This is a genomic window from Flagellimonas oceanensis (genome assembly GCF_003992595.1).
Classification (GTDB): Bacteria; Bacteroidota; Bacteroidia; order Flavobacteriales; family Flavobacteriaceae; genus Flagellimonas; species Flagellimonas oceanensis.
This window is the reverse complement of the sequence record NZ_RZNA01000032.1, coordinates 1-16035: the sequence shown is the minus strand read 5'-3', so window position 1 is coordinate 16035 and position 16035 is coordinate 1. Positions and strand designations below refer to the sequence as shown.

General features: G+C 37.4%; 20 protein-coding genes. 16 read left to right on the top strand and 4 right to left on the bottom strand.

Features of this window, described 5'->3' with window-relative positions; all coding sequences use genetic code 11:
• The first annotated feature begins 49 nt into the window (after positions 1-49).
• Both EO132_RS09120 and EO132_RS09115 read left to right on the top strand, forming a co-directional pair.
• A complete protein-coding gene (locus EO132_RS09120; RefSeq protein ID WP_072882405.1) occupies positions 50-325 on the top strand; it encodes a transposase in 276 nt (91 codons plus the stop codon).
• A gap of 23 nt (positions 326-348) precedes the next feature.
• Positions 349-1167 carry an IS3 family transposase gene (locus EO132_RS09115; RefSeq protein WP_127136440.1) on the top strand — a complete coding sequence of 273 codons (819 nt, stop codon included), beginning with the start codon at positions 349-351 and terminating at the stop codon, positions 1165-1167.
• A 481-nt stretch (positions 1168-1648) separates the two neighbouring features.
• On the opposite strand, the gene EO132_RS19255 is transcribed toward EO132_RS09115, so the two are convergent.
• Positions 1649-1798, bottom strand: a complete 150-nt coding sequence (locus EO132_RS19255; RefSeq protein WP_164732309.1) for a hypothetical protein — start codon at positions 1796-1798, stop codon at positions 1649-1651.
• Between the two features lie 246 nt (positions 1799-2044).
• Between EO132_RS19255 and EO132_RS19250 the strand changes: the two genes are divergently transcribed.
• Both EO132_RS19250 and EO132_RS09110 read left to right on the top strand, forming a co-directional pair.
• On the top strand, positions 2045-2209 hold the full coding sequence (locus EO132_RS19250; RefSeq protein WP_164732308.1) for a hypothetical protein: 165 nt from the start codon (positions 2045-2047) through the stop codon (positions 2207-2209).
• Positions 2210-2941, top strand: a complete 732-nt coding sequence (locus tag EO132_RS09110) for a hypothetical protein (RefSeq protein ID WP_127137557.1) — start codon at positions 2210-2212, stop codon at positions 2939-2941. It abuts the gene before it with no gap.
• 193 nt (positions 2942-3134) lie between these two features.
• On the opposite strand, the gene mobB is transcribed toward EO132_RS09110, so the two are convergent.
• Positions 3135-4157 (bottom strand): MobB family relaxase, encoded by a 1023-nt coding sequence (mobB, locus tag EO132_RS09105; protein ID WP_127137556.1) that lies wholly within the window; start codon positions 4155-4157, stop codon positions 3135-3137.
• A 5-nt stretch (positions 4158-4162) separates the two neighbouring features.
• Positions 4163-4747 carry a BfmA/BtgA family mobilization protein gene (locus EO132_RS09100; RefSeq protein WP_127137555.1) on the bottom strand — a complete coding sequence of 195 codons (585 nt, stop codon included), beginning with the start codon at positions 4745-4747 and terminating at the stop codon, positions 4163-4165.
• 481 nt (positions 4748-5228) lie between these two features.
• Here EO132_RS09100 and EO132_RS09095 point away from each other — a divergent pair, with 481 nt between their 5' ends.
• The 10 genes from EO132_RS09095 to EO132_RS09055 all read left to right on the top strand — a co-directional run bounded on the left by EO132_RS09095 (position 5229) and on the right by EO132_RS09055 (position 12575).
• Complete coding sequence (locus EO132_RS09095) at positions 5229-5642, top strand: VOC family protein (RefSeq protein ID WP_119646735.1); 414 nt, start codon at positions 5229-5231, stop codon at positions 5640-5642.
• Positions 5643-5666: 24 nt separating this feature from the next.
• Positions 5667-6074, top strand: coding sequence for a GNAT family N-acetyltransferase (locus EO132_RS09090; RefSeq protein ID WP_119646737.1), 408 nt, complete (start codon positions 5667-5669; stop codon positions 6072-6074).
• Positions 6075-6323: 249 nt separating this feature from the next.
• Positions 6324-6512: a hypothetical protein gene (locus tag EO132_RS19570; protein WP_235855404.1), complete on the top strand. Its 189-nt coding sequence runs from the start codon at positions 6324-6326 to the stop codon at positions 6510-6512.
• The gene (locus EO132_RS19755; protein ID WP_417935847.1) at positions 6421-6777 is read left to right on the top strand and encodes a CPBP family intramembrane glutamic endopeptidase; all 357 of its coding nucleotides are present in this window, start codon (positions 6421-6423) and stop codon (positions 6775-6777) included. Before EO132_RS19570 ends, EO132_RS19755 begins: the two co-directional genes overlap by 92 nt.
• 99 nt (positions 6778-6876) lie before the next feature.
• Complete coding sequence (locus EO132_RS09080; RefSeq protein ID WP_127137554.1) at positions 6877-7974, top strand: serine hydrolase domain-containing protein; 1098 nt, start codon at positions 6877-6879, stop codon at positions 7972-7974.
• 14 nt (positions 7975-7988) lie between these two features.
• Positions 7989-8801: a class I SAM-dependent methyltransferase gene (locus tag EO132_RS09075; RefSeq protein WP_119646744.1), complete on the top strand. Its 813-nt coding sequence runs from the start codon at positions 7989-7991 to the stop codon at positions 8799-8801.
• A 17-nt stretch (positions 8802-8818) separates the two neighbouring features.
• Positions 8819-10015: a hypothetical protein gene (locus tag EO132_RS09070; RefSeq protein WP_127137553.1), complete on the top strand. Its 1197-nt coding sequence runs from the start codon at positions 8819-8821 to the stop codon at positions 10013-10015.
• A 33-nt stretch (positions 10016-10048) separates the two neighbouring features.
• Complete coding sequence (locus tag EO132_RS09065; protein ID WP_119646748.1) at positions 10049-10702, top strand: NAD(P)-dependent oxidoreductase; 654 nt, start codon at positions 10049-10051, stop codon at positions 10700-10702.
• Positions 10703-11510: 808 nt separating this feature from the next.
• Positions 11511-11930, top strand: a complete 420-nt coding sequence (locus tag EO132_RS09060) for a 3-hydroxyacyl-ACP dehydratase FabZ family protein (protein ID WP_127137552.1) — start codon at positions 11511-11513, stop codon at positions 11928-11930.
• A 78-nt stretch (positions 11931-12008) separates the two neighbouring features.
• The gene (locus EO132_RS09055) at positions 12009-12575 is read left to right on the top strand and encodes a hypothetical protein (protein WP_127137551.1); all 567 of its coding nucleotides are present in this window, start codon (positions 12009-12011) and stop codon (positions 12573-12575) included.
• 19 nt (positions 12576-12594) lie between these two features.
• Here EO132_RS09055 and EO132_RS09050 read toward each other — a convergent pair whose 3' ends face one another.
• Positions 12595-13821: a site-specific integrase gene (locus EO132_RS09050; protein ID WP_119647179.1), complete on the bottom strand. Its 1227-nt coding sequence runs from the start codon at positions 13819-13821 to the stop codon at positions 12595-12597.
• 564 nt (positions 13822-14385) lie between these two features.
• On the opposite strand from EO132_RS09050, the gene EO132_RS09045 reads away from it, so the two are divergent.
• Positions 14386-15501, top strand: coding sequence for a tyrosine-type recombinase/integrase (locus tag EO132_RS09045; protein ID WP_127137550.1), 1116 nt, complete (start codon positions 14386-14388; stop codon positions 15499-15501).
• Positions 15502-15586: 85 nt separating this feature from the next.
• Positions 15587-16035: hypothetical protein (locus tag EO132_RS19440; protein ID WP_205780342.1), on the top strand; the 449-nt coding region annotated here is incomplete at its 3' end.

Genomic DNA, 16035 nt, shown 5'->3' with positions numbered 1-16035 from the left:
GATACCCCAAAAATTAGGGCAGTAAGTTTAATCATTAAATTTACTGAATATGACACGAAGAAAGTTTACCCCGAAGTTCAAGACCAAGGTGGTATTGGAAGCCTTGAAAGAGCGGCATAGCCTTGCCGAACTTGCCCAGAAGTACGAGATACACCCGACCCAGATCAGCGCATGGAAGCGCGATTTCCTCGATGGGGCCGAGCAGGTGTTCGAATCGGGCAAGAAGGATGCCCGCAGCGAGACCGAAAGGGAGAAGGACAAACTTCTAAAGGCCATAGGCCAGTTGAAGGTCGAGAACGATTTTTTAAAGGACGCCTTGCGCTGAGACCACTCTCCGAACGCAGAAAAATGATACGCAAGGGTCATTCCAAGATGAGCATTGTAAAACAATGCGAAACATTGTCGGTCCATCGTTCCGGGCTGTACTATAAGCCCAGGGGCGAGACCGAACTGAACCTGAAGCTCATGCGGGAGATGGACGAACATTATCTCCACCACCCTTTCAAAGGGGCCAAGCGGATGCACATCTGGCTGACCAAAGACAAAGGCTATAAAGTGAGCAGGAACCGGATCGAACGGCTCTATTACAAGGTAATGGGGCTTAGGGCGGTACTTCCGGGAAAGCACACCTCCCGAAGGTGCAAGGACCACAAAACGTATCCCTACCTGCTACGCAACCTGACAGTTGACAGGCCCAATCAGGTATGGGCAACCGACATCACCTATATCCCCATGCAACAGGGATATCTCTACCTGGTGGCCATCATCGACCTGCACAGCCGCTATGTCCTGAACTGGAGCGTGTCCAATTCCATGGATGCCCAATGGTGCAGGGAAACATTGGAAGAGGCCATAGGTGAGCACGGGACACCTGAGATCCTCAATACGGACCAGGGGAGCCAGTTCACCGCCGAGGAGTTCGCCAATTATGTTTTGGGCCAGGGAATACGCCTGAGCATGGACGGTAAGGGAAGGGCCACGGACAATGCCTTTATCGAAAGGCTATGGAGGAATGTAAAATACGAGAAGATATACCTGAACCCTCCAAGGGACGGTATGGACCTTTATCTGTTATTGGCAGAGTACTTTGATTATTACAACCATGAAAGAAGACACCAGTCCATCGACTATGAAAGACCTATCGATCTATTTAAGAGAGCGGCTTGAATTATATTAGTTTTGTAGAGAAACTGTCCTAAAGATCGGGGTATCTACAAAACTGGAGAGAAATCTATGGCTCTTGAGCCATTGCCTATGTGCAAATCACTAATAATAGCAATTTTCATCTAATAAAATGGTTAGTATATTACGTAAAAAAATTGATGTAGGTAATTTAACACATTTAATTTAAATTATTTTTAGAAGGCCCACAGTTCGGGATAAACTTTTCAAAACCTTTAGGAGCTGATTGAAATCTATGTGTTTCTGTTTTTGGTAGGAGCCGAAGAAGGGGAGCATACACAGCTCGGTAAGTTTTGCACTTACTGGTTTTTTGTTTTTTACACTCCTTTTTGTCCAACATTTTATCCAATATCAATAAAAGTGGCTAAGTCTACATATTGATTTTGATACTGTGATGAATATTATATTGCGGCGGCTGCACCAATTCCAATAATTGCAAATATTAAAGATATAATGATGCAAATGACTATATACCAAACAATTTTTGAAGTGTTGCTTCTTGTTTTTCTGTGGCTTCCTGGACTTTCCAATTGGAATATAAAAGTTCGATCATTAATTCCCTATCAGTATAATCTTTGCGACTTTCTTCAAAATTTAGTTGTGCTTTTGACTTCATAGTTGTGCTTTAGTGTTTTAAAACGGAGAGATTTCTATAAGTACTGAAGGCCTAAATGATATTTAAAAATATGTTTCCTGCTAGCGTTTAATATTTCAGACTTTTAAAATAATTTGATTCTTTTTAATAAAAGAAGTGTTATTATACTATAAATGTTTTAGCCTAAAAATGTATTAAAAAGTTAAAAAAGTAAAAAACATTTTATTATAGTATAGGAATTGTCTAAATTTAAATAAATTACTAAATATGAGCACTTTAATTTCTTCCATTAAAAAGGATGGTATTGATACAGGGGTAAGAACTAATTATCGCGGCGCTATGTTTGTGGACAAAAAAGTTTATTTCAATAGAAAAGAAGTTAAAATTAACTTCGAAAAATTAAGGGATAAGTTAATTGTCAAAAAGAAGTAAATGCCTTATAATATTCTACTTTTCCCCTTAGTGGGAGGATATTATATACTTCTCAATTTTGTCTACTTTAAATACAAATATCAAAGACTTTCTTCTCAACGCATTTTATTTGGCTCCATTGTAGCTGGTATTTTATTACTGTTTTTCATTTTAGGATTACGAGTTTTACTAGAGCATTGTTTTCCATTTTTTTTTAAGAACACAGCATCATGGTTAATTGAATCGCCTGTTCCGCACACACCATTTTTATGGACTTCGGTTACCTCTTTTTTCATTGCAGTTATTGGAACTCACATAATAAATTATACTCTATTTAAACTGAACTTTTTTGGGTATGACTCTCCTGTAAGTTACTCTGTAAGAAAATATGGAGATGAACTCGAATATTTATTTAGGGATTGTGCAATTAACGGAACATTGCTTCAATTCACTTTAAAAAATAACAAAGTATATGTAGGTTTCGCAACATATATTCCACCACCAAAAGAGACAAATTATTTGAAAATAAGTCCAGTATTAAGTGGTTTTAGGGATAATGAAACCAAGCGAATAAACTTCACAACTGATTATTACAAGGGTATAGAATTGTATATGAACGACCCTTCCAAACATAACTTTTTTGATATTGATATCGTTGTCAAGCAAGATGAAATATTAACTGCAAACGCCTTTGACCCTGATATGTACGAAATTTTTAACTCGACTGGCCAAGAGGAAGAAAAATCAGATTAAATAGTTGTTTAATCTAACTTATTCAATGTTTAATTACAAGCTCCCTAGAAAACTGAACTATTTCAAAATAATAAGAAAAAGCACCCCAAATCTTACCCCAACTTTTGCGCATGGATCCTGTCGGGTTTTTGTAGTGTTCCGATAGATAAGCGTAAAGCAAAAAACCGATAGGGCGCAACCTACTTTTTGGATCTTAGTAGCCTATGTCCTCGCCTGCGCCTCTGGCCTTATCGATACCCCTGCCAAGTGCCTTGATGATCTTGGCCGCCATTTGCACTTTATTGGTCGGTATACTGGGAGCCTTTACACCCATCGTTTTAAGCAATTTAAAGGCCATGTCCTTTTCCTTGGTGGGCAGTCCCATCACTTTGGCAAAGAACTTCCCCGGTTCCTTGGCATGGGCCTTTCTCCCAACATAGGATTCCACATAGTTCCGTTTGAATCCCGTTGTCCTGTCAAAGGTCTTTTCTGCTGCTTGGTAAAAACTGTCCCGATCAAATCCCCTCTTGACCGTCTTTCCGTTCAGTTCCACTTCGGATGCCCTGTGCTTTGCCATTGGTGAAAGCGTATAGGTATTCGTCACGTCCCTTCTACTCACTATGATATGGATATGGGTCTGTAGCCCCTCCTTTTGCATTCCGGCAGCCACCAATTGCCCGTTCTGTTTGTGGGGGGCCAATCTTGTTTGCTCTTTGATTCTTTTTTCAAGCTCATTGACATTCCCAATGGATTCGCCTCGTTCCACTTTCCGTATTTCATTTCTGAGCCTTGCTATCTCCCCTCGGTACGGCGCATTCTCCTGAACCTGCCTGTCAAAACCCCGATAGGTGCGTTCATGCTCTATCTTGGCGTAATATTTCAGGTTCTCGGCCTTGACCTCTTGGTTCCTGTGGAAACTCTTGGCATAGTCCTCCATGAGTTTTCTTGTATATTCCCTAAGCATGTTGGGGTCATTGCCGATGGCCTTTAGTTCCCTTTGGTTGGGACTGACCACTATGGAATAGAATTTCGGGTCCTTCTGCCTCAGTTTGGCCGTATTGGCATCTATTTCCTCGATGACCTTTTCAGGGCTTACGCTGTCGTTCTCTTGGTCAAAGAATTCCTCCCTATGTTCTGGTAATCTGTCCTCGTTTTCCTTTTCCAGATAGTCCACGTAGTTCCCTACACTGGAGTTGTAGGTACTGCCCATTTTCTGTGCCGAGATAGTAAGGTACATGAGCGTTATCTTAATTGATGTTTCAAGCTTTCAAAATCGCCGATCCCCATATTGATTTTTAGATATGGCTTTCCCATCATCGGCTCTACCTTTTCAACATTGTTGAGGATTTCATTACAATGCTTTCTATATTCTTTGAATTCTTGCAGTATTCTATCATGCTCTGTTTTCGGAACGGTATTTCTAGGCTCCAAAAAATCCATTCGCTCTTCCTGAATTTGGACAGGTTCTTGTCTCGGTTTCCTCCCATCTTTTACATAGGCCTCGTAAAGAATGAGCATCATTTCATAGGTCGGCCGGATACTGGTCTTTTCCATGTTCTTGATAATGGCGATGAGCCTATCGAATTTCTTCATCATCTGACGCTCCAATTTTTTGATACTCTCAAGGATGACCTTCGTTCCCTCTCCAAAAGGGTCAAGGTTGTTCTCTTTGAAGTAACTTATCATTCCATCCAAAACCTCACTATGCGATTTGCTGAACTTTTTGGAATAGCTTCGAAAACGTGTGGCCGTTTCCTTCTTTAAGGTGATATTGGAATAACCCCCTGTCCCTTTCTTTGTTCTGCCTTTTGTTGATTGCTTTTCCATAGGTGCAATTTTGTTTTTTAGTGAAATTGCGTCAATTTTTTCGTCAAAAATTTCCAGTGTTTATTGGGCTTCCCAAAGGGTTTACTGTAGGTTTTGGAAAAGTCTACTGTAGCCCCTGATTTTGAACAGTATTCCAAAATCAATTCAATCAACTGGTTTTCAACTTGTTGAAGACCCGAAAACAACTGTGATGGCGCATTTTGCGCATCACCCTCTTGCTATTCCTTCGTCCCGCAAGCGGGACCGAATAAATACAGCATGATTGAAAATCAGCTAGCCTATAAATGTTCTTTGTTTGTGCGGATTTTTGGAAAGTCAAATCAAAAAGGAAAACCCGCCCGTACTATTAAATAGTAGTATTCAATAATATAAAGATACAATTTTATTAACTAAAAAAATGACCTCATAAAAGTCCTCTATCAGGGTTTATATTGTTAATCGTAAATCCCTAAATTTATATAGGTTTAAATAAAGTATTTTAATGTACAATAGAATTGCCCATATCGCTTTGGTTGTAAAGGACTATGATGAGGCAATTCATTTTTATACGCATAAACTGGATTTCGTACTTCTTGAAGACACAAAGATTGATGAATTTAAAAGGTGGGTGGTTGTTGCATCATCCGGAGCAAAAGAATGTTCTTTATTGCTCGCCAAAGCTGCCAATGAGAAACAATTGGCCAGCGTTGGGAACCAAACAGGAGGCCGTGTTGGATTTTTTCTTTTTACAGATGATTTCAATAGAGATTACGACAAACTGGTCAATCGGGGGGTAACATTTGTAAGAACTCCTAAAAAGGAGCCTTATGGAATTGTGGCCGTGTTTCAAGATCTTTATGGTAATTTATGGGACCTTTTGGAGCCTAATGAAAATAATAAGGGAGTAATAAGATAAAAGAATCCAAAGCTCATATAAACTATGATAGAATACAATGTAGAACACAATTTGAAAGTTGAAGAGTTCAAAGAGGTTTTGGTAAATTCCACTTTAGGTAACCGTCGGCCAATAGATAACCTTGACACCTTGAAGAAAATGGTTGAGATGGGGAATCTTATTATTACAGCTAGACATAAAGGCAAACTTATTGGCATTTCCAGATCGCTAACTGATTTTTCATTTTGTATCTACCTGTCAGATTTAGCAGTTGATATAAAATATCAGAAAAAAGGGATAGGAAAAGAATTGATTAGAAGAACGAAAATGGAAGCACCAGAAGCCAAATTAATTTTACTGGCCGCGCCTGAAGCTATTCCTTACTATCCTAAAATAGGGATGACCCAATATGAACATTGCTATTATTTAGATAATATTCAAAACTTAATTTGAGTTGATAAAGTTCAAATAAAAGATAAGCCTTAAACGGAAAACATTCAGATATAGCCAACCTCAAATGAATCTGACCAAAAAACAAATAGTACTCGCATCCCCTATTTTGATAATTGCAATCAATTTTGGTAATGCATTTATATTTGGGGGAATTATTGGTAAATGGGCCTTTATACCAATAATATTGATTGAATGGTGTTTATTTCTGTTCTTCATTTATAGGTATTCCGATAGAGAAATAAGAACAAAATGGCTGCAAAGGCCAAAAGGGCCATTTCTTTGGAACCTTTTGGCATTGCTGATTGGTTTTTTGCCACTGCCTTTGTTTTTAATGCATTATCAAGCATTGGGGAATTGGAATGTTTGGGTTCCTTGGATTTTATTGGCTTTGATCAATCCTTGGTTGGAAGAATATTATTGGCGTGGACTGCTGCTTGAGCATTCCAAAAAATGGTCGAACTGGGCAGCGATTCTTTTTACAAGTCTGGTATTTGCCCTTAACCATGCCGTTTTTGGGGTAAATTCGGAGCTAAACAAGGGCATGACCATTATAGTATCAACTTTCATTATGGGGATTGTTTGGGCATTGGTTTTTAAAAAAACGTCGAGTTTACGATGGATTGTACTAGCGCACTTTTTGGTCGACTTTTTCAACTTGTCCGCAGCCTCATTTTTAGACTTGTATGAAAAAGGAAATTGGTAAAATATATTTTAAAAATTAAACTTTTTGAAAGCTCTGTATTTTGATACTTGACTTTAAAGTTCAAATAAACGATTGCTCACAAAGTATAAAACAAAAGATATGATGAAGAAATGCCACATTACCATAGGCTTTATTTTTATGGGCCTAATGGCTTGTAAAACCAATAACCTGAGCTACGATGAAGCATTGTTTAACCAAATCGAGAATGGTGGCTTTAATGGCAATGTACTCGTATTCGAAAAAGGAGAGATCAACTTAAAAAAAGCTTTTGGATTGGCAAATATCAATAATGGCGATTCCTTAAAAATTGGTTCTATTTTTAGACTCGGGTCGGTCAGCAAACAATTTACCGCGATGGCGGTTGCCATACTTGAAGAAGATGGAGTACTTTCATATGACCAAAACATTCAGGATGTTATACCGGAACTTCCATATATTGGAATTACAGTAGAACACCTTTTGCAGCATACTTCGGGTTTACCGGACTACTTAGATCTTATGATAAACCATTGGAAGCCTGAACTTGAAGAGAATGACCCCGCTAGGTATATTTCCGGTAATGAGGATATAGTTCAAATGATGATTGAGAAAACGCCTGAAATTCATTTTGAACCTGGACAAAAATGGGAATATAGTAATACAGGGTATGTTTTATTGGCGACAATAGTTGAGCGCGTTTCTGGAAAGCCGTTTGAAGTATTTTTGAAAGAAAGAATTTTTGAGCCTGCCGGAATGACCAATACATCTGTCTATAAATTCGTTGACGGTCAAGACCCCAAAATGCCGTTACGGGTTTTTGGTTTTTCAGATGAAAATGGAGAACGAATATTAAATGATACTCATTTTCTAAATTTTGCCAAAGGAGACGGAGGAGTGTACTCTACATTAGAAGATCTTTTGAGGTGGGATAGGATTCTTCATACGGATGAACTTGTTACGGCAGCTACTCTTGAAAGGGTTTTTACAGCTGGCAAGTTGAACAACGGGGAAGCGTTTGAGTACGGTTTTGGATGGTTCTTGGACAATAAAAATCCTAGGATTAAAATTGTCTATCATGGTGGTGGTTGGGTCGGATTTGGAACCTATATATACAGAGATATTTCTCGTGATTCTTGTTTTATAATTTTGACCAATAATTCAAGTTGGCAAGAAGTCGAGACCCTTGTTGAGAAGTTCAAAATCATAATGGCAAACTAAAAGTTCAATATAGGGTGGAGGCCAAATATGATAAAATAGGAGTTAACTACAATGTCACAAGAAAGGCCGACCCATTATTAGTTGCAACTTTTCTAAAACATTTACGGCCAACATTGGAGGGCCATTATTTGGATATTGGGTGTGGAACAGGAAATTATACAATTGAATTCCAAAAAGAAGGCTATCAATTCATTGGTATCGATCCCTCCCATGCAATGCTTGAAAAGGCAAGATTGAAAAATAAAAACATTGATTGGAAAAAAGCTACTGCTGAAAGCATTCAACTCGCAAACAGTTCGATTGATGGAATCGTTGGATGTCTGACCATTCACCATTGGACTGATTTAAATAAGGCCTTTCATGAAATTTGTAGGGTACTCAAGGTCAATGGTAGAATCGTGATTTTCACATCAACACCAGAACAAATGAAAGGATATTGGCTTAATCATTATTTTCCAAGAATGTTGGATGATGCGATTGCACAAATGCCAAGTCTTTCGCAGATGGAAAATATCGTTAAAAAATGTGGTATTGAAATCATCGAAACAGAAAAGTATTTTATCCAACCCAATCTTCAAGATAAATTTCTGTACAGTGGAAAGCATAACCCTGAATATTATTTTGATGATCAAATAAGAAATGGAATTTCCTCATTTTCGTCATTGGCAAATCAAATGGAAGTGAAAATGGGATTGTCAAAATTAAGAGCGGACATTGATAATGGGGAAGTTTTTAAAATCATGGAATCCTATGAAAATGATGAGGGCGACTATCTCTGCATAGTAGGTAAAAAGTCTATAATCAAACCGAGTAGTCAAAAAGTTTAAATAAACGATTAGATATAATGAGATTCCTCTTTTGTCTTGTTTCATTTATAATATCAATTCAAGGGTTTGCTCAAAACCCAGTAATAGAACCTTATGTTAACTTTTTAAATCATATAGATAAGACATCTGCAAAGGATTACATACTTCAGAAATTTGATGACCATGACATTGTGATTCTATGTGAAAGGGACCACAGTGAATTCACCCAATATGAATTGGTCAAAGAAATCCTATCTGATGAACGCTTTCAAAAAAATATAAAGAACCTATTTACAGAGATTGGGCTCATCAATCTACAACCTGAAATCACCCAGTTCCTTAAGACTAAAGGATTGGATAGTGTGATTGTAGACAAGAGATTAAGTCAGTTTCAGCGGGATGCTTCCTTTTGGGTCATTTGGGATCGTTACAATTACCACTTCCTTTTGAAAACAATCTATGACATCAACAATCTCTCGGACAATCAAATTCACTACTACCCATCCGATGTTGAATTTGATTGGCAAAAAGTGAACAATGTTGAGGACTATGACAAGGAACAAGAATTTGAATTAGAACCACGGGATAGTTTGATTGCACGGAACATCATCAATACCTATAAAAGGATCAGTTCCAAGGGCAACAATAAAGCCCTGATCATTCTTAACTACAGGCATGCTTTTAAAATCAATATGGTGACCAGTAATGGAGAAACCGTCAAAAATGCAGGTAAGTATCTTCAAGATTATTTTGGGGAGCGATTGGCGAGTATCTTGACCAACAGGCCAATTTTCACATCCAATGGGAATGGGTTTGTCTATGGACTCATCCAAGATGGTAAATGGGATGCATCATTCAAATCAGAGAACATCCGAAATATGGGGTTTGATCTGCATGAAACAGTCTTTGGAAATGATGGTTTTGATATGTGGAAGGGTAACACCGACAACTTAAAATATGAAGATGTTTTTGATGGTTTTGTTTTTTATGAACCCCTAGAAAACCACAGACTGTTGGATTACTATAAAGGTTTGGTGCCAAAGGAACATGAGAAAGAATTTTTTAGACGATATAGAATCCAGATGGAATATATTGATAATGATGAAGTATTGAAAAAGCTTGATAATAATGATTTTAGGGAATCACTTTTAAAAGAGGTGAACACGCCAAAAGAAAGGAAGTACCCCAACTTTGATCAATTAATGGAAATCAGGGATGAAAATCTACGGGATTAAATCAAATAACATATCTTAAAGTTCAAATAAACGATGAAAATCCTATTACTTGGTGCAACAGGGAGAACTGGTAAATTGGTGTTGAAAAGGGCTCTTGATAAAGGTTATCAGGTAAATTGTCTTGCTCGTAAAACAAAACGGATTGAAAGAAATGATGGATTGTCAATCTTTGAAGGAAATCCAACTAATAAAGCTGATTTGATGAAGGCAATATCTGGATGCGAAGGCGTTATCAGTGTTTTAAATATTTCAAGAAAATCTGATTTTCCTTGGTCGCCTTTGAGAACACCAAGCACATTTCTTTCCGATGTGATGACTACCTTAGTCCCAATAGCTATAAAACAGAATGTCAATCGAATTACAGTTTGTTCAGCTTGGGGAGTTTCTGAAACCAAAAAAGAAATTCCCAAATGGTTCAAATGGTTTATAGATAATAGCAATATAGGTGTTGCATATAAAGATCATGCAAGGCAAGAGAAAATAGTATTGGAATCGAACTTGGAGTGGACAATTGTTCGTCCAGTCGGACTATACAACTCAAATAGAGAAGAAAACATCTTGGAGACTTTTGACAATGTGCCTAAGCCAAATCTTTTGATAAGTAGGCAAAGTGTTGCGGAATATATTCTGGAGAGTATGGAAAATGACATGTTAATCAAAAAAAAGGTTGTTATATCGAAGGGATAACTGGTTAAAATGAAGAATGACTACTATTATTTAGTGATGAAAGAACAAAGAAACATAAGGTTGATTGGGTTCCTTCCTACGATTGGAATAATTCTCTTTATCGGTCTATTTGTTTATTCATCTTTTTTATACCCAGGAGGTTCACAGGTAAATTTGGAAAGTGTTGGGTTTGATTGGGTCAACAATTATTGGTGCAACCTAATGAATGAACGGGCAATGAATAATATGATAAACCCAGCAAGACCTTTTGCCATTGCAGCCATGTTCGTTCTTTGCTTAAGTCTTATGCTATTCTTCATTCAGTTTGCTGGAAATTTTACAAAAAACCCCATTTGGAAAATTATCATTCTGATATTTGGAATTTTATCCATGGTATCAGCGTTTCTAATGTTTACTGAATTCCATGATTTAATGACAACACTTTCAAGTATCTTCGGAGTGCTTGTTGTTTTGGGGATAATCTGGGAAATATACCAGAGTAATATGACCAATTATAAAATAGGGGGTATTATCTGCATTGCTTTATTGGGACTGAACAATTACATTTATTACAGCCAACAGTTCATACTGTTTTTACCCTTATTGCAGAAACTGACCTTTGCTTTAGTTCTAGGTTGGATAATAGGCCTTAACTTTAAAATGATGCGGAAAAATAAGTCCCAAATAAGCTTAAAGTAATTAACCGATTCTATTCAATTGAACTTTTTGTTTCTGTAAAACTTATCGGAGCACCCTAATTTCATAAAAATCATATCTTTAGGGAAGCAACTTCTACAACTCATGTACAATTCTTCTTTAAAACTCAAAAATGGAAACAGACATTCATAAATTGATACCCCATCGCTCCCCTTTTGTATTTGTGGACAATATTCTTGTTTCCAATGATAAGGAAGTTGTGGGCACAAAAAAATTCGATAAGAAAAATAATCAAATGTTGACTGGAAGTTTTCCCGAATTCAATTTTGTTCCTGGAATGATCATTATTGAGTCAATGGCACAATGTGGTGGTGCGGGAATAAAGAAAGCAGGCTTGGCAGACGGTTTTTTTGGACTTGTTAGCATGGAAAATGTTAGGTTCTTTAATGGCGCAAAATATGATGAGGTAGTTAAATATGTTATCAAAAACATAAGGATAAGCAACAGGCTGATTAAGCAATCTGGAATTGCTTATGTTCAAAATAAATCTATTCTGGAAGCTACATGGATATGTGCAAGAATCAACAACTAATGAATGATAATTGAATAAGTTCAAATAAACGATTTCCAATAAGCCAATAAATAGGTTTAACTTCCAAAGTAAAACTCAATGAAACTGAAGATTTATGCCATAACCGGATTAGTATTTTTAATCCTAAACCAAATAATGGTTCTTCAGGGAAATCAATTTATCCAAACCCAAAAACCGATTGACTATGCACATTGGTTATTGCTTCTGGGTATCCTCTTAAGTCTATCCCTAAACTATATTTTTTCAAAAGGCATTTTCAACAGTACAGCCGCAGTGATTACTACATTAGGAATCATAGCCCTTATGGGGCAGGCAGTTATAGATTTTCTTTGGTGGAGTTACGGGACTGACTATGAAGGGATGAAAAATTTGACAAATCAAATAATGAGTAATCCTTCGATCAGTATTCCATTTATGACCATAGGACCAGCTTTGTTTTACCTTGGATTGGCAATGCATGCTGGAAAGTTCATTAGAGAACGGACAATATGGTCTATAATAACAATTTTAGGAGTAATCATGATAGGAATAGGGTCGTTTGTGTTGGATAGTAGATATGTTATACTTTTAGGACATATTGTTATGGCATTCGGAATTAAAGGCCTAATCTCAATGAGAAACATTGAGCAACACGAAACAGAATAAAGTTCAAAAAAAAGATGCTTTATTTACCTTCCATCCTTTCCATTAACATTCGCATATCATCACCAACTTTTCTTTCCAAAACCCTTGCATAAATTTGGGTAGTGGTCAATTTGGTATGACCTAGCATTTTGGAAACGGTTTCAATTGGAACACCATTGGAGAGTGTTACCGTTGTGGCAAAAGTGTGCCTGGCAGTATGGAAAGAAATATTCTTATAGATTCCACAAGCCTTTGTAATCTCCTTTAAATAACTGTTGGTCTTTTGATTGCTTAATACAGGTAACAACTTTCCGTGCACCAATCTTTCATTGCAGTTTTTATATTTATCCAAGATTTGTTTTGCTTTGGGAAGCAAGGGAACCTTGACCGCTTCATCAGTTTTTTCCCTTTTCGTATGGATCCAAAGGTTCCCATCTATACCGAACCGCATATGATCAATATCCAGTGCTTTTACATCTCCATAGGCCAATCCTGTATAACATGAAAAAAGAAAAGTGTCCTTGACCCTCTCATACCCACTTCCTGAAAATGTTGTTTCCTCAATGAGCCTGAGTTCCCTTTCGGTCAAAAAAGAGCGTTCACTCTTCTTATAATGTTTTTTATAGTTTACAAACGGGTCTTTGTCCAACCATTCCAACCTCACGGCAAGGTTTACCATTTTCCTTAACCGCTCCAAATGTTTCATGGCCCCATTATTGGTACACTTCTTTCCCTTTTGCAGATCAGGCCCATTTATCAAATAGTTCTCAAAATCAGTAATGAACTTATAGTTCAATCGCTTTAAGTTGATGTCTTGAAGTCTACGGGTATGCTCCAAAAACCTTTTGAGATATTTTTCTGTACCATAATAGTTCTTCATGGTTCCCGGGCGAAGTTTACTCTTTTGTGATTCGTAATGATACTTGATAAGCTCCATAAGGGTCTTGTGCTCTTCATCCTGTCCCAGATAACGGGCCTTGATGGCCTGTGAGGTTATAATCTTGTCCTCACGCAACAACTGTTTATGGGTATCCATGATCTCTCCATACACCTCATCAAGATAGCTGTTCAATAAACGGGCCTTGTGGGTAAGTCCATGGAGTCTTCCCTTATTTTCATCCCATTCATTCACCGAAACATAACGTTTCAAACTTATCTCGGCACGTTTTCCATTGACGGTGATACGGGCATAAATGGTCAATTTTTCAGGGTTGTTGGAAATGTCCCTAGTGAAGATTAGAACCTTTAAAGTGTTGGAATTGCGCATAATACATAATTTTTGGGTTTGACAAAACTGGTTTGTAAAACACCCATAAACAGCGTCAAACTGAAGCTAAATTATGCACAAGAAACGTACCGAACCATTCACCGAACTCTACACCTTTTATATGGTTTTATTTGATATCAGATGAATGCATAAAAAACAAAAAGCACTGTCAATCAGTCGATTAACAGTGCTTTAATACCACCTATTTAGTGGTTCGTCGGGGTGGCAGACTTAGCCACAAACAAACAACATATTGTTAATCAATATTTTACATCAAATTCTTAAATTTTGCACACCTGATTGCACAACAAAACCATGAAAAGAACTTCGGAGATATAATTTGCTCTCTTTTAGTTTCATTAAGATACAAAAATTGTAGAAACAATTTAATGATTGCCTCACAATGGTCGATTCTTTCAGTGATGGTATTTAGGATGTCCAAAACTTAGAATAACATTCATCCTTCACAAGATAAGATTCCTTAATTTGAATTGATTTCGTAATTTGAAACATATTATTTACAGTAAATGGCCCAGCATACCCTCAAGAATCTAAAAAATTTAGATGAAAACCGTAAAACTGATTCAAGGAAAACAAAATGGGGATAATGTTATTATCATTAACTTTTATGCCAATGAAACATTGGAAAACCATCTTATTCAACTAAAGGAGTTGAATAGAGACAATTCAAACGGCAAATTCTATATCAAGAACACAGGCCAGAACCTAAATCTTGTATTCAACCATATGCGCAAGATAAATTGCTATGTGGACTATACCGAATTAAAACAAAAGCAAACTGATAAACCTAAAAAGAAAGTAAAACTATATTTACCGCCCATTGATTCTCTGAACAAACAAAACTTGGATAGGTTCAGGAAGTGGTTGGAGGAAAAGAGATTGAGTCCCAACACTGTGAACACCTACGTTGAGGTTACCAATTTTTTTCTCAGGTACACCATCTTGAAAAATTCTAGAAGCCACTCAAGAAGGTTGGTCGAATCCTTTAATTATGAATTCATCGTACGAGAAGGAAAATCCATATCCTATCAAAACCAATGCATCAACGGCATAAAGAAGTATTTTTTGTTCAAGGGCATCGATATTGGTTCGTTAAACCTAACAAGACCAAAGAAAGAGAAAAAACTTCCTGTTGTCCTGAGCAAGGGGGAGGTAAGGTCCATCATCGATGCCACCCACAACCTAAAACATAAAACACTTTTGTCCCTCATCTACTCTGGAGGACTAAGAATAGGTGAAGCTATCAATCTCAGAATTGATGATGTTGACAGTAGTAGAATGTTGATACACATAAAGGGCGGAAAAGGAAAAAAAGATAGATACACATTACTTTCAGGCAGTTTTCTTGAGATTCTTCGGGAGTATTACAAACAGTTCAGGCCTAAAGAATATTTGTTTGAAGGTCAAAAAGAATTAAAATATAGTGCCAGCAGTGCACAAAGCGTTTTAAAAAAAGCTGTCATGAGTGCGGGAGTACGGAAAAAGGTTACTCTTCACACGCTAAGGCACAGTTTTGCTACACATTTATTGGAAAGTGGAACCGATATCCGTTATATCCAAGAACTTTTGGGGCACAATAATCCTAAGACCACCATGATCTATACTCATGTAACCGAGAATAGTATCAAAAATATCAACAACCCATTTGATGACCTTTAATTATCTTTATATTGCATACCGAGAAAATAAAATATGGCAACTATACTGAAAAATAATTTGCAGAACTTGGGCATAGCCAACCAAATTGGCGGTATATACACAACAAAGTTCAGCATATAATCAAGTTGGCCGCCATAGCGGGAAAACCACCAAGCAGGACCCAATCAGCGCGGTTATTAAAAAAAACAACTCCGCTTCTCTCCCACTTTTGTCTCCCTTTGGAGCAGGTTTGCGCAAAAAAAAATGGTTATGCCGAACTCACTCGGACGCACGATCGGAACTGAAAAGCTGCACGCTGAAAAAAACTGTGGTCGGACACAACTCGGACAAAAAAAAACGGGAGACAAAAGCCAAGCGCGCAAAGTGTTCTTCGGGCAAAACTCCAACGTCCACGTTCGCCACGTCGGCCAACAATGGCTATAATCCATTGCGGCACAGGTACAACCCCAAAATTCACTACTTTTATATCTGGCTTGATTCCATACCTCGAAATTCTGCCGAATTTCTCCGCAACGGAATCATAGCCGAACCGTT

Excerpts from the sequence above, each read along its gene's own strand:
- EO132_RS09120 (WP_072882405.1), top strand. The coding sequence starts at position 50 with ATGACACGAAGAAAGTTTACCCCGAAGTTCAAGACCAAGGTGGTATTG.
- EO132_RS09115 (WP_127136440.1), top strand. The coding sequence starts at position 349 with ATGATACGCAAGGGTCATTCCAAGATGAGCATTGTAAAACAATGCGAA.
- EO132_RS19255 (WP_164732309.1), bottom strand. The coding sequence starts at position 1,798 with ATGAAGTCAAAAGCACAACTAAATTTTGAAGAAAGTCGCAAAGATTAT.
- EO132_RS19250 (WP_164732308.1), top strand. The coding sequence starts at position 2,045 with ATGAGCACTTTAATTTCTTCCATTAAAAAGGATGGTATTGATACAGGG.
- EO132_RS09110 (WP_127137557.1), top strand. The coding sequence starts at position 2,210 with ATGCCTTATAATATTCTACTTTTCCCCTTAGTGGGAGGATATTATATA.
- mobB (WP_127137556.1), bottom strand. The coding sequence starts at position 4,157 with ATGTACCTTACTATCTCGGCACAGAAAATGGGCAGTACCTACAACTCC.
- EO132_RS09100 (WP_127137555.1), bottom strand. The coding sequence starts at position 4,747 with ATGGAAAAGCAATCAACAAAAGGCAGAACAAAGAAAGGGACAGGGGGT.
- EO132_RS09095 (WP_119646735.1), top strand. The coding sequence starts at position 5,229 with ATGTACAATAGAATTGCCCATATCGCTTTGGTTGTAAAGGACTATGAT.
- EO132_RS09090 (WP_119646737.1), top strand. The coding sequence starts at position 5,667 with ATGATAGAATACAATGTAGAACACAATTTGAAAGTTGAAGAGTTCAAA.
- EO132_RS19570 (WP_235855404.1), top strand. The coding sequence starts at position 6,324 with ATGGCTGCAAAGGCCAAAAGGGCCATTTCTTTGGAACCTTTTGGCATT.
- EO132_RS09080 (WP_127137554.1), top strand. The coding sequence starts at position 6,877 with ATGATGAAGAAATGCCACATTACCATAGGCTTTATTTTTATGGGCCTA.
- EO132_RS09070 (WP_127137553.1), top strand. The coding sequence starts at position 8,819 with ATGAGATTCCTCTTTTGTCTTGTTTCATTTATAATATCAATTCAAGGG.
- EO132_RS09065 (WP_119646748.1), top strand. The coding sequence starts at position 10,049 with ATGAAAATCCTATTACTTGGTGCAACAGGGAGAACTGGTAAATTGGTG.
- EO132_RS09060 (WP_127137552.1), top strand. The coding sequence starts at position 11,511 with ATGGAAACAGACATTCATAAATTGATACCCCATCGCTCCCCTTTTGTA.
- EO132_RS09055 (WP_127137551.1), top strand. The coding sequence starts at position 12,009 with ATGAAACTGAAGATTTATGCCATAACCGGATTAGTATTTTTAATCCTA.
- EO132_RS09050 (WP_119647179.1), bottom strand. The coding sequence starts at position 13,821 with ATGCGCAATTCCAACACTTTAAAGGTTCTAATCTTCACTAGGGACATT.
- EO132_RS09045 (WP_127137550.1), top strand. The coding sequence starts at position 14,386 with ATGAAAACCGTAAAACTGATTCAAGGAAAACAAAATGGGGATAATGTT.